This is a genomic window from Dactylosporangium darangshiense (genome assembly GCF_039537565.1).
Classification (GTDB): domain Bacteria; phylum Actinomycetota; class Actinomycetes; order Mycobacteriales; family Micromonosporaceae; genus Dactylosporangium; species Dactylosporangium darangshiense.
This window is the reverse complement of sequence record NZ_BAABAT010000021.1, coordinates 96,357-108,945: the sequence shown is the minus strand read 5'-3', so window position 1 is coordinate 108,945 and position 12,589 is coordinate 96,357. Positions and strand designations below refer to the sequence as shown.

The 12,589-nt window shown below is 72.3% G+C and carries 12 protein-coding genes; 3 read left to right on the top strand and 9 right to left on the bottom strand.

Features of this window, described 5'->3' with window-relative positions; genetic code table 11:
• Positions 1-18 precede the first annotated feature (18 nt).
• Together ABD901_RS32475 and ABD901_RS32470 are read right to left on the bottom strand one after the other, a co-directional pair.
• The gene (locus ABD901_RS32475) at positions 19-1,230 is read right to left on the bottom strand and encodes an acetyl-CoA C-acetyltransferase (protein ID WP_345132569.1); all 1,212 of its coding nucleotides are present in this window, start codon (positions 1,228-1,230) and stop codon (positions 19-21) included.
• Between the two features lie 14 nt (positions 1,231-1,244).
• Positions 1,245-2,066 (bottom strand): class I SAM-dependent methyltransferase, encoded by an 822-nt coding sequence (locus ABD901_RS32470; RefSeq protein WP_345132567.1) that lies wholly within the window; start codon positions 2,064-2,066, stop codon positions 1,245-1,247.
• Positions 2,067-2,185: 119 nt separating this feature from the next.
• Here ABD901_RS32470 and ABD901_RS32465 point away from each other — a divergent pair, with 119 nt between their 5' ends.
• Positions 2,186-2,857 carry a winged helix-turn-helix transcriptional regulator gene (locus ABD901_RS32465; RefSeq protein WP_345132564.1) on the top strand — a complete coding sequence of 224 codons (672 nt, stop codon included), beginning with the start codon at positions 2,186-2,188 and terminating at the stop codon, positions 2,855-2,857.
• On the opposite strand, the gene ABD901_RS32460 is transcribed toward ABD901_RS32465, so the two are convergent.
• The 6 genes from ABD901_RS32460 to ABD901_RS32435 all read right to left on the bottom strand — a co-directional run bounded on the left by ABD901_RS32460 (position 2,850) and on the right by ABD901_RS32435 (position 8,392).
• Positions 2,850-3,947, bottom strand: coding sequence for a CaiB/BaiF CoA transferase family protein (locus ABD901_RS32460; protein WP_345132562.1), 1,098 nt, complete (start codon positions 3,945-3,947; stop codon positions 2,850-2,852). The two genes, ABD901_RS32465 and ABD901_RS32460, sit on opposite strands and share 8 nt — an antisense overlap.
• Before the next feature lie 9 nt (positions 3,948-3,956).
• Positions 3,957-4,709, bottom strand: coding sequence for an SAM-dependent methyltransferase (locus ABD901_RS32455; RefSeq protein ID WP_345132560.1), 753 nt, complete (start codon positions 4,707-4,709; stop codon positions 3,957-3,959).
• A 72-nt stretch (positions 4,710-4,781) separates the two neighbouring features.
• The gene (locus tag ABD901_RS32450) at positions 4,782-5,186 is read right to left on the bottom strand and encodes a MarR family winged helix-turn-helix transcriptional regulator (RefSeq protein ID WP_345132557.1); all 405 of its coding nucleotides are present in this window, start codon (positions 5,184-5,186) and stop codon (positions 4,782-4,784) included.
• A gap of 324 nt (positions 5,187-5,510) precedes the next feature.
• Entirely contained in the window at positions 5,511-6,848 is a 1,338-nt protein-coding gene (locus ABD901_RS32445; RefSeq protein WP_345132555.1) for a cation:proton antiporter, read from the bottom strand.
• A complete protein-coding gene (locus ABD901_RS32440; RefSeq protein WP_345132553.1) occupies positions 6,845-7,168 on the bottom strand; it encodes a cation:proton antiporter in 324 nt (107 codons plus the stop codon). The genes ABD901_RS32445 and ABD901_RS32440 overlap by 4 nt, the downstream gene beginning before the upstream one ends.
• Positions 7,169-7,462: 294 nt before the next feature.
• The gene (locus ABD901_RS32435; protein WP_345132550.1) at positions 7,463-8,392 is read right to left on the bottom strand and encodes an EamA family transporter; all 930 of its coding nucleotides are present in this window, start codon (positions 8,390-8,392) and stop codon (positions 7,463-7,465) included.
• 89 nt (positions 8,393-8,481) lie between these two features.
• Between ABD901_RS32435 and ABD901_RS32430 the strand changes: the two genes are divergently transcribed.
• The gene (locus tag ABD901_RS32430; RefSeq protein WP_345132548.1) at positions 8,482-9,612 is read left to right on the top strand and encodes a LysR family transcriptional regulator; all 1,131 of its coding nucleotides are present in this window, start codon (positions 8,482-8,484) and stop codon (positions 9,610-9,612) included.
• A 44-nt stretch (positions 9,613-9,656) separates the two neighbouring features.
• Here ABD901_RS32430 and ABD901_RS59175 read toward each other — a convergent pair whose 3' ends face one another.
• A complete protein-coding gene (locus ABD901_RS59175; RefSeq protein ID WP_380133422.1) occupies positions 9,657-10,922 on the bottom strand; it encodes a sugar nucleotide-binding protein in 1,266 nt (421 codons plus the stop codon).
• Positions 10,923-11,007: 85 nt separating this feature from the next.
• Here ABD901_RS59175 and ABD901_RS32415 point away from each other — a divergent pair, with 85 nt between their 5' ends.
• On the top strand, positions 11,008-12,573 hold the full coding sequence (locus tag ABD901_RS32415; RefSeq protein WP_345132546.1) for an acyltransferase family protein: 1,566 nt from the start codon (positions 11,008-11,010) through the stop codon (positions 12,571-12,573).
• Positions 12,574-12,589: the final 16 nt, after the last annotated feature.

Sequence of the window (12,589 nt, the reverse complement as noted above, 5' to 3'; positions counted from 1 at the left end):
CCACGAAGCTCTCCCCGTTCACAGTCGCTCGACGATCGTCGCGATGCCCATGCCGCCGCCCACGCACATGGTGGCCAGCCCGTACCGCTCGCCGCGGCGCTCCAGCTCGTCGACGAGCGTGCCGAGCAGCATGCCGCCGGTCGCGCCGAGCGGGTGGCCCATGGCGATGGCGCCGCCGTTGACGTTGACCTGCTCCAGGTCGAAGCCCATGTCCTTGGCGAAGTGCAGCACGACGGCGGCGAAGGCCTCGTTCATCTCGACCAGCGCGATGTCGTCGACGGTGAGGCCGGCCTTGGCGAGGGCCTTGCGGCTGGCCGGGGCCGGTCCGGTGAGCATGATGAGCGGGTCGGCGCCGCTGACGGCGGCCGAGACGATGCGGGCGCGCGGTGCCAGCCCGAAGGCGTTGCCGGCGGCCTCGCTGCCGACGAGAACGAGCGACGCGCCGTCGACGATGCCGGAGCTGTTGCCGGCCGTGTGCACATGGTCGATGCGTTCGACCCAGTGGAACCGCTGCAGGGCCACCGCGTCGAAGCCGCCCAGCTCGCCGATGGTGGCGAACGAGGCGGGCAGCGCGCCGAGGCCCTCCATCGTGGAGGCGCGGATGTGCTCGTCGCGGTCGAGCACGACGAGGCCGTTGCGGTCGCGGACGGGCACGACGGAGCGGGCGAAGTGTCCGCCCGCCCACGCCTTCGCGGCCCTCGTCTGCGACTCCAGCGCGTACGCGTCGACTTCCTCGCGGCTGTAGCCGTCCATGGTCGCGATGAGGTCGGCGCCGATGCCCTGCGGCACGAAGCTGGTCGCCAGGTTGGTCTCGGGGTCCATCGCCCAGGCGCCGCCGTCGGAGCCCATCGCCACGCGGGACATGGACTCGACGCCGCCGGCGAGGACGACGTCCTCCCAGCCGGCCCGGACCTTCTGCGCGGCGATGTTCACCGCCTCCAGGCCGGAAGCGCAGAACCGGTTCAGTTGTAACCCGGCAGCGGTCTCCCCCAGCCCGGCGGCGATGGCGGCGATGCGCGCGATGTCGGAACCCTGGTCGCCGATCGGCGAGACGACGCCGAGCACCACGTCGTCGATCCGCTCGGGATCGAGTCCGGGGTTGCGCCGGCGGATCTCGTCGATCAGCCCGACGACCAGCGAGATGGGTTTCACGCCATGCAGCGAGCCGTTCTTCTTGCCCCGGCCGCGGGGTGTGCGGATGGCGTCGAAAACGAAAGCCTCAGTGCTCACCTACTGAAGAGTAACTAGGCTCCGGTCGGCGCACCAGACCGCCTGGCGGTGAGCAGCAGATACTCCCACTCCATGGAACCGTCCGGCGCCCGGAACCGCGCGGCCAGCTCGTCGAGGGCCAGGTCCAGCGCGGCGGTGCGGTCGCGGTCGTCGGCGAGGGAGCGGTAGACGGCGAGGGTGGGGCCGTAGTTGTGCTTGAAGTACTCCCGGAACGCCGACGCCGCCGCGAACGCCTCGACCCGGACGGTCGCGGTGCGCGCCTCGACGGCGGTGACCCGGTCGCCGAGCAGCGCGCGCACGTGGGCCTCGTCGCCCCACAGCGGCGGCGGCTGCGCACCGGGCGGCGGCGGTGCGGCGTAGGGCTTCATGGTCCCGAACAGGTGCCCGATGAACCCGGCCGGCGTCCAGCTCAGCAGCGCGATGGTCCCGCCGGGCCGGCAGACCCGCACGAGCTCGTCGGCGGCGGTCTGGTGGAACGGCGCGAACATCACCCCGACGCACGACAGCACGGTGTCGAACCGCCCGGTGTCGAACGGCAGGTCCTCGGCGTCGGCCTCGACCCAGTCGAGCTCGGCGCCGCGCTCCGCGGCGAGCTTCGACCCGATCTCCAGCAGGCTGGGCGTGAGGTCGCTGGCGGTCACTCGCGCGCCGGCGAGCGTGGCCGGGATGGCGGCGTTGCCGGTGCCGGCCGCGACGTCGAGGACCTCCTGCCCGGCCTGCACCCCGGCGGCCTCGACGAGTAGCGCCCCGAGCTCGGGGATGATGTCGGCGGCCACGGCCGCGTAGTCCCCGGACGCCCAGACGGCGCGGTGCTTTTCCTTCAGTGGTGTGGTCATACTTCGACGCTAGGTTCGCCGCGAGGAGGCCTTCCAGTACACGATCTGTACCGCGGGACGGCGAGTCGGAAACACAACTCGGCAGCAGAAGGCGCTGCTCGGCGGCCTACGCTGCGGCCATGAGCGCCTACTACCAGTTCTGTCCCGTGGCCAAGGCGATGGAGCTGCTCGACGAGCGGTGGACGATGCTCGTGCTGCGGGAGCTGCTCATGGACAGCCGGCGCTTCAACGACCTGCGGCGGGGGCTGCCGCGCATGTCGCCGGCCCTGCTGTCGAAGCGGCTGCACCAGCTCAGCGTGGCCGGGCTCGTCCGGCTCGACGGCGGGCTGTACATGCTGACCGACGCCGGGCGGGAACTCGGGCCGATCCTGGAGGCGATCGGGGTGTGGGGTGCGCGCTGGATCGGCGAGCTCGGCGACCCGGACCTGGACCCGAAGCTGCTGCTGTGGGACATGCACCGCCGCGTCGACCACGACGCGGTCCCGGACGGGCGCTCGGTGGTGCACTTCGAGTTCACCGACGTCGCGGGGCCGACGCGGTACTGGTGGCTGGTGATCGCCGCCCGCGCGGCCGACGTGTGCGACGACGACCCGGGGTTCCCGGTGACGGTGACGGTCCACGGCACGCTGCGGCGCATGGTGGAGATCTGGCGCGGCGACGTGTCGTGGCAGGGCGGGCTGCGCGACGGTGCACTGCGCATCCTCGGGCCGGAGCACCTGCGCCGCTCGCTGCCGGCCTGGTTCGCCCTCGCCTCCTACGCCACCGCGCAGCGGCCGGCCGCCGTCAGCTGACGCCCCAGTCCCGCAGCACCTCGGCGGTGTGCTGTCCGGGCAGCGGGGGCGCCCCGCCGGGCGCCGCCGGCGTGTGCGAGAAGCGCGGAGCCGGGGCGGGTTGCGGTACACCTTGGATTTCCAGAAACGTGGCGCGGGCGGCGAGGTGGGGGTCGGACCGTGCCTCGGTCAGCGACAGCACCGGCGCAACGCAGGCGTCCGTGCCGTCGAAGACGGACGCCCACTCGTCGCGGGTGCGGCCGCGGAAGGTCTCGGCGAGCCGGGCACGCAGCGCGGGCCACCCGGCGACGTCGTACTGCTCGGGCGGGTCGTCGAGGCCGAGCCGGGCCATGAGCTCGGCGTAGAACTGCGGCTCGATGGCGCCGACGGCGACGTGCCGGCCGTCGGCGGTCTCGTACACGTCGTAGAACGGCGCGCCGGTGTCGAGCAGGTTGACGCCGCGCCGGTCGCGCCACAGCCCGGCGGCCAGCAGGCTGTGCAGGATCATGCCGAGGTGCGCGACGCCGTCGACGATGGCGGCGTCGACGACCTGGCCGCGGCCGGTCGCCTCGGCGGCGCGCAGGGCGGCGAGGACGCCGACGACCAGGTACAGCGCGCCGCCGCCGTAGTCGCCGAGCAGGTTCACGGGCACCTGGGGCGGCCCGCCGGCGCGGCCGATGGCGTGCAGGGCGCCGGTCCGCGCGAGGTAGGTGATGTCGTGGCCGGCCGAGGCCGCCAGGGGCCCGTCCTGCCCCCAGCCGGTCATCCGCCCGTAGACGAGCGCGGGGTTGCGCGCCCACACGTGCTCCGGCCCGACGCCGAGCCGTTCGGCCACGCCGGGCCGGAAGCCCTCCAGCACCACGTGCGCCCGCTCGGCGAGCGCGAGCACCGTCTCCAACCCCGCGGGGGTCTTGAGGTCGGCGGCGACGGACCGCTTGCCCCGGTTGACCAGGTCGCTTCCGGGCGGCGGCCCGATCGGCAGCCCGGGGCCGGGCCGGTCGACGCGGACGACGTCGGCGCCGAGGTCGGCCAGCAGCATCGCGGCGAACGGCCCGGGCCCGATCCCGGCGAGCTCGACGACGCGCACGCCGCGCAGCGGTCCTTCATGCATGCGAGCAAGTTACCGTTCGGTCACCCGGCAGACGAAGATCCCCCACCCCATGTACCTGCGCTGGAACCGCACGTAGCCGCGCCGGCAGGTCTCCAGATACTGACGCATCGCGGGCGCGTCGGCCGAGCCCGCGTTCTCCCGCAGCCAGTCGGAGACGGCCCACCACTGCGAGGCGACGTACCGGTCCCAGCTGTCGCCGTCGGCGGCCACCATCTCCAGCAGTTCCAGCCCGGCGCCCTCGATCCGGTCGAGCGTGCCCTCCAGCGTGGTGTAGTCCTCGCGCTCCATGCCGACCGCCGCGTACGCCTCGTCGGGAGTGTCCTCGGCCCACCACGGCTCGCCGATGAGCAGCAGCCCGCCGTCGACGAGGGCCGGGCGCATCAGGTCCGCGGTGCCGGCGAGCCCACCGCCGATCCAGGTCGCGCCGATACAGGAGACGATGTCGTACTGCATGTGCTCCGCCTTCGCCGCCTCGGCCGCCTCCCCGAGGTCGAAGGTGACCCGGTCGGCGACGCCGAGCTCGACGGCGCGGGCGCGGGCGACGGGCAGGAACGCCTCGCTGATGTCGACGCCGCGCCCTTCGATGCCGAACGCGTCGGCCCAGCGGCAGAGCATCTCGCCCTTGCCGCAGCACAGGTCGAGCTGGCGCTGCCCGGGTCGTAGTCGGCATATCTCACCGAGGAGCATGAGCTTCTCTTCGGTGAACGGGTTGAGGATCCGATGCCCGGCCTCGGAGATCTCGTGCATGGTCAGGATATCCATGCCCGAGACCGTGGCAGCGCGCTGTTCGCCTGTCCACCGGGTTTCGCGCCGCCTTCGGGCCGTTGGCGGCGCCTAGCTGTGGACGATGCGCGCGGCCAGGTCGGTGATCGCGGCGCGCTCCTCGGCGGTGAGGCCCGCGATGAGCGCGTCGATGCGGCGGCCGACCTCGGCGGTGCCCGCCTCGGTGAGCCGTTGGCCGAGCGGGGTGAGCGAGACGAGCACCGCGCGCCCGTCGTGCGGCGAGGGCGCGCGGGCGACCAGGCCGCGCTTCTCGGCGCGGGTGACGAGCCCCGTCATCGAGGACTTGTCCAGGCCGAGGTACTGGCCGAGCTCCAGCATGCCGACCGTGCGGTCCCGCAGGATGCCGAGCAGCCGCATCTGCACGATCGACATGTCGTGCCCGGCGCCGACGTCACCGAGCAGGCGCTGGATGCGAAACGACAGCTGCACGAGCGCATCGACGGTGTTCAGGGTCATGCCGGCACCCTACTTGACGTAGTACGTGGCACAAACTAACTTGCAATTTAGTACGTGCCACAAACCGATTGGAGACCTTCCATGTACGCCGCCTGGTCCGCTCCGACGGCCCCGGGTGAACGCGTCGTGCTGGTCCCCTGACGTTCCGCTCCGGCGCCGTCTTGCGGCGAGCGCTGGCCGGACTCGCACCGAGTGTGCCGTGTCGGCTACCGGTTGCACACCCGTGCCGGCTGCGTGCGCGGCGGCCAGGTCTCCGACCTGGTTGCGTGACCCTTCCCTGGCCCGCTTGCATGAAGCCCTTTCTGGCTTCGGAACAACTGCCGCTCAAGCCGGGGCAAGGTACAAACCCGAAAAATCCAACCACTCCGTGGCCGGATTTTTCGGACATTTCATTGATTTAGCAGGATTCCTCGCCGCCTGCTCGAGGTCGACCTCGTGGACCAGGACGCGGGCGGTGTTGTCGTCCAATTCCCCCGTCATGACGGCCGACGCGACGGCGTGGCGCTGTGCGTCGAAGTCGGCCGTGGTGCGCGGCCCGTCGTGCGCCACGGCCATCGCCGCGATCGCGCGGCCGCGTGCGAGCAGGTCGGAGGCCTGCTGGCGCTCGCCGCCGACGTCGATGTGGAGCCGGCGTACCAGCATGGGGATCGTCGTGCCCTGGATGAGCAGCGTGCCGAGCGTGACGAACAGCGCGATCGCCTGGATCGCGTCGCGCCCCGGGAACTCCTCGCCGTTGCGCAGCGTGTGCGGGACGGCCGCGGCGGCGGCGAGGGTCAGGATGCCGCGCATGCCGGTCCAGCCCACGATGAGCGACTCGCGCCCGGTCGGCGGGCCGAGCGGCCCGCGCCACTCGCCGGAGGCCTGCCTGAGCCGGCGCCGGCGCCGTTGGTCGCGGGCGGCGCGGTGCCGCTCGACCCGCGCCCGGAACCGCGGGTCGTCGGCCAGCCGCCGCTCGAACGCCCGTGCGCTCCACCCCCACCACGCAAAGTAAGCCCATACGGCGCCGAGGCGGAACAGGATGACGGTGACCAGGAGTACCGCCGCGCTGACCAAGGTCGTAGCAAGTCCGGGACGGGCGGCGGCGTGCCCGAGATCGGCGATGACGAACCGCAGCTGGAGCCCGATGTAGGCGAACACGAACGTCTCGAGCAGGAAGTCGAGGACGGGCCACACGGCGTCCTCCTGCAGGCGGGTGCGGTAGGCCCCCGGGTACTGATGCTGGGGATCGAGCGAGATGTTGAGGCTGAACGCGACCGCGGCCGTGACGACCGCGATGATCCCGGAGGCATGGATCTGCTCGGCCGTGAGGAACGCGGTGAACGGCAGCAGCAGCGCCAGCGACGTCTCCAGCACCGGATTGTGCAGCCGCGGCCGCAGCCACAGCGCGATCACGGCGAACACGGCGCCGACGGCCAGCCCGCTCGCCACGGTGTACGCGAACAGCCCGAACGCATTGTCGAACAACGTCTCCCCGGCCCCCGCGGCGGCCGCCGCCAGCCCGAACAGCGTCAACGCCGTAGCGTCGTTGACCAGGCTCTCCCCCGTGAGGATCGCCGACACCCGCCGCGGCAGCCCGAGCTCGTCACCGTGCGAAACGGTCGTGATCGTGTCCGGCGGCGCCAGCACCGCCCCGAGCAGCAGCGCCGCCGGCAGCCCGATCACGGCATCAGCCAGCTCCCGACGAGCCCGGCGACGCCGGTGGTCAGCACGACGAGGGTGACACCGAGCGTGAGTATCGGCCGCAGGTTCTGCCAGAACCCGGAGGCCGACGCCGCGCGCGCCGCGGAGTACAGCAGCGGTGGCACAACGACGGCAAGGATGAGCTCGCTGTGCAGTTCCAGCCGCGGTACGCCAGGAATGAACGACGCCCCCGCCGCCAGCACGACCACGACCAACCCCGGCTGCATGCCCCGACGGTGCGCAAACGCCGACACCGCGATGCCGCCGACGATGATGATGAGCAGCAGCTGGACACCGTTCACGAGTGATCACCCTAGTGGCGGGGCGAGCTCACCGCGTGGTCATCCGCCACCCGCCGCGCCGCACGCGCGTAGGGTCGCCGCATCCCGCTACTGCGCCGACACGGTCCGCCGCACCCACGCCCCGCCAGCCGCGCTCGGCTCCCTCCGCGCACACTAGGACGCACGTCGCGCTCGGCTCCCTCCGCGGGCACTCGGACGCACGTCGCTACTTTGCCGACACGGCCCGGCGTTCCTCGGTCGCACCCACGCCCGCCCCACGCTCGACCCGCTCTGCGCGCGCTCGGGCGCACGTCGTTACTGCGCCGACACGGTCCGTCGTTCCTCTGCCGCCTTCGCACCTTCCGCGGGCTCGATTCCCTCCGTGTCCACACCGCCGCGTTCCGTGTCCGATTCCGTGCGGGCGCCGGAGCGCTGCGCACCGATACTCGCCGCGACAACGAGTGCGATCCCCGCGACCGCCGCCGGCCCCGGCACCTGCCGGAGCACGAGCAGCCCGATCAACAGCGCCGCCGCCGGCTCGAGGCTCATCAGCACGCCGAACGCCCCCGCGGTGAGCCGCCGCAGTGCGAGCAGTTCCAGGCTGAACGGAATCACCGGCACCAGCACCGCCAGCCCGAGCCCGGCCAGCGCGAGCCGCCAGTCGAGGTCCGCGAACACCCCCGGCCCCGCGATCACCGCGGCGACCACTCCGGCGACCGGCATCGACACGGCGAGTCCCCGAAGCCCGCTCACCTCGTCGCCGACGAACTGCGTCAACAGGATGTAGGCGGCCCAACACGCACCGGCGCCGAGCGCGTATCCGACCCCGACGACGTCGACCCCTTGCCGCCACGGCTCGGTGAGCAGCACCACCCCGGCCGCTGCAACGATCGGCCACGCCTTGGCGGTCCGGCGCCCGCGCACCACGGCGACGCCGAGCGGCCCGAGGAACTCCAGCGCGGTCGCCGTACCCATCGGCAGCCTCGACACCGCCGCCATGAACAGCGAGGTCAGCCCGGCGGTCGCGACCCCGAGCCCGACGCAGGCCAGCAGCGCCCGCCGGGTGAACTGCGCCGGCCGCGGCCGGATCAGCACGAGCAGGATCAGCCCGCCCCACCCGAGCCGCAGCGCCGCCACCCCCGCCGGCCCCAGGTCATCGAACAGCGGCACGGACGCCGCAAGCCCGAACTGCACGCAGAGGATCGACCCGACGGCCATCGCGGCGCCGGCACGGTTGGTAGCCATGCGCCCCAGTAGACGCGTCCAAACCATTCACGTCCACGTGCTAATCATGGCCATACCGTTCGAGATCTCTTAACGGTACCGTGGGATCCGTGGACACCCGGCGCCTCCGCCTGCTGCTGGCGCTCTCCCGCCGCGGCTCGATGCGTGAGGTCGCCGAGGAGCTCCACGTGACCACGTCGACGGTGTCGCAGCAGCTCGCGGTGCTGGCAAAGGAGGCGGGCGCGACCCTCATCGAGCCTGACGGCCGCCGGGTGCGCCTGACGCCGGCCGGCCGTCGGCTGGCCGAACACGCCGTGACGATCCTCGCCGCCGTCGAGGCCGCTCGCCTGGACCTCGACCCTGACGCCGAGCCCGCCGGAACGCTGCGGGTGGCGGGTTTCGCCACTGCGGTACGCCGCTCGCTGCTCCCTCTCGTCGCCGACCTCGCGCAACGCCACCCGCGCGTCCGCCTGCTCATCCACGAACACGAGCCGGCGGAGGCCTTCGCTTTGCTGGCCGCCGACGAGATCGACCTGGCGCTGACCTACGGCTACAACCTGGCACCGGCGACGTTCGAGGCTTCCGTTTCGGCGGTACCCCTCTGGTCGACCTCCTGGGGCCTGGGCGTCCCCGACTGGTCGTCCTCCCTAACGTCCTCCGCCTCTCCTACCTTGCCCGGCTCCGCCCCTCTCGCTTTGCCCGGCTCCGCCCCTCCCACCTTGACCGGCTCCGCGTCTCTGGCTTTGTCCGGCTCCGCCACCTCGCGCGACCTGGCCGCCACCTCGTGCGCCCCGACGGCCACGTTTCGTGACCTACCCGCCACCTCGCGCGACCTGCCCGCCGCCGGGGGCATCGGCGTCGCCTCGGACGAGGCCGAAGGCGCCGTTCGGGAGCCATCGACCGCGATCTTCACCCGCTACCGGGACGAGGACTGGATCGTCAACTCCCGCAACACCGCCGACGACCAGGCCGTGCGCACCATCGCCGGCCTGGCTGGCTTCGAACCTCGCATCACGCATCGAGCCGACAACCTGAACCTCGTCCAGGACCTGATCGTCGCGGGCCTGGGCGTAGGCCTCCTGCCACTGGACTTGCCGACGATCCCCGGCGTACGCATCCTCCCGTTGTCCGACCCGGCGGTAACGATGCGCGCATACGCCGTGACCCGCCGCGGCCGCACCGCATGGCCTCCGCTGGCGTTGCTGCTGACCCTTCTGCAGCGCGATTCCCCGAAGCCTTAGCCAGCCGCCCGCACCCGTCTCGCGTCTTGCGCTTCCGGGGCTCGTTACGGCTTCGCCTGCATGAACTCGTGAGCGCCCCGTAACCGTGTGCGCAACAGCCGGGTGGCGAGCGTGACGTCCAGCCTGATGTCACCCGGCCGCCCCGAACTGGTCGCGCTGGGTATCCGATCGGCATCAAGCCCGTCGCGCCGGGCGACCAGCATCCCGAGTTCGTACCGGCTGACCGCGTCGCCCCCGGCCACGTTGATGACGCCGGCGAAGTTCCCGAGCCCAAGTTCCAGCAACGCCGCGGCGAGATCGTCGACGTGCACCGGCTTGCGGATCTCGTCCACGAACAGCGCCCCATCGACGCGCCCCGCCACCAGGTCGTGCGTGAGGTGCTCGTGCGCCCCGTTGCCGTCCCCAAGGATCAGCGAGGTCCGCACGACGGCCGCGAGCGGATCGATAGCACGCACCGCGGTCTCGGCCGCCGCCTTGGCCGCCCCGTACGGATAGATCGGATCCGGCTCGTCACTCTCGGTGTACTCCCGTCCGGCCCGCCCGGAGAAGATCGCGTCACTCGACACGTGCACGAGCCGCACACGCCCTGTTGCCGCACCGCCGCCCACGCCTTTGCGACCCTCGCCGCCGCGCTCGCTACGGCCCGCACCACCGCCGCTCTCAGCGCCGCCTTCGCCGCCGCCGCTCTTAGTGCCGCCGAAAGGCCCGCGATCGCCGAGGTCATCGCGGCCCTCCGCGCCGGCCTCGCTACGGCCCGCACCGCCACCGCCCTTACCGGCGCCGAAAGGCCCGCGATCGCCGAGGTCATCGCGGCCCTCCGCGCCGGCCTCGCTACGGCCCGCACCGCCACCGCCCTTACCGGCGGCGAAAGGCCCGCGATCGCCGAGGTCATCGCGGCCCTCCCCGCTGGCCTCGCTACGACCCGCACCGCCGCCGCCCTCACCGCGGCCGGCCTCACCGGCGGCGAAACGCCCGAGATCGCCGACGTCGTCTCGCATCGCGTCGGCGAATCCGACGCAGGCCAACGCCATGTTCGCCGCGCCACGCGCAGTCGGCGCCCAGTCATTGCGATCCCGCCCGGCGGCGGTGTGCACCACGACGTCGGGACGGAACGCACCGACAACCTCGCGAACCGCATCGAGATCACAGATGTCGAGCCGCACCCAGTCTCCGACGTCATCCCGCACGCCCGGCGTCACCGTGCGTGGCCGCAGGTGGGTGCCCAGCACGACATGCCCGTCGACTGCCGCCCGCGCCGCGACCCGCCTGCCCAACGATCCGGTCGCCCCGGTGACCAGGATTCTCGCCATGGCGACCACTAGTACCAGAGAGCTACACGAAGATCGCTCCGCAGCGTGACGTGACACCCTGAACCTCGCTCGTACGGTCCGCGCCATGACGACCGAACGTGACCGGGCCATCGACGCCCTGCGTGCCATAGCGATCCTCGGCGTGGTGCTCGGCCACTGGCTGGTCACGGCCGTGGTCCGCGACGGCGACACGATCCGCGTGGCCAGCCCGCTGCGCGCGGTTCCCTGGCTGGCCCCGGCGTCGTGGCTGTTCCAGACGCTCGCGGTGTTCTTCTTCGTCGGCGGCATGGTCGCCGCCCGCTCCACCATCGACCGGTACAGCACCTGGCTGCGCTCCCGCCTCACCCGCCTGTTCCGCCCCGTGCTCGCCCTGCTGATCGCGTGGACGGTCCTGCTCGCCGCGCTGTACGCGTGGCACTCCGTCACGACATCGCCTGCCGACGCGACCAGCACGTCCGGCGACCTGCTGTCGATGTTCGGCTCACACACCGTGCTGAAGCTCGTGGCATCACCGCTGTGGTTCCTGCTGGTCTTCGCCGCCCTCACCGCCGCGACCCCGCTGGTCCGCCGCCTGCACCCGGCCTGGCCCCTGGCGGTCGTGGCCCTGGTCGACACCGCGAGGTTCGCGCTCGGCGCCCCCGCCTGGATCGGCTGGACGAACCTGGCCGCGGGCTGGCTGGTCCCGTTCTGCCTGGGCGCGGCCTGGACTCGCGGCAACCTCCGCTCGCGCACTACCGCCTGGCTGTTGCTGCTCGGCGGCGCCGCCGCCACCGTCGCGCTGACGCGCTGGTTCGGCTACCCGGTGTCGATGGTCGGCGTACCCGGCCAGGGCATATCGAACCTCAACCCTCCGACGCTGGCCGCAGTGACGTTCGGTATCGCCCAGTGCGGCGCCGCCCTCCTGCTGATGCCGGCGCTTCGCCGCGCCACGCAACGCCCGAGGCTTTGGCTGGCGGTGGCCGTCGTCAACCTGAGCGCGATGACGATCTTCCTGTGGCACCAGACGTCCCTGCTCGCGGTGACGGTGCTCTCCCCGGCCCCGCTGCCGGGCCTGCACACGGCTCCGCAGAGCACGTCGTGGCTGACCGCGAGGGTGATGTGGCTACCGGTCTTCGCGGCGGTGCTGCTGGCGTTCTGGCTCCTGTTCCTTCGCGTCGAACGCCCCGGCGTTTCCCCGTCGATGCTGTTCGGCCGATCAACGCCGATCGGCCGGCCCCACCCGATCCGGTCAGCGCCGACGACCGCCGCCTCGACGACCACGTCAGCGTCGTCCGTCGCGGCACCTCAGCGTCATCGGCAGCATCGTCCGCTGCGGCACCGCTCGCCACGGCGTGTACCTCGGCGCCATCGGCTGCGGCACCGCTCGCCACGGCGTGCGCCACGGCTCCATCGGCTGCGGCACCGCTCGCGTCGACGAGCACCTCAGCCTCGTCCTCAGCGGCACCGCACGCCACGACGCCGACCCGCGAGTCGTCACCCTCGTAGTGCCCCTGTTCGCACTCAACGCCACACGCTCGGCAAACGTCGGCCGCCCGGATTCGGACTACCGTGTTGGTTGTGCTCGACTACTACGAGCAACGAGCTCCGCACTGCGACGCCGTCTATGAACGGCCGGACCGCCGAGCAGACCTGGCCCGCCTCGGGGAGCTGATCCCGGCCGAGTTCCC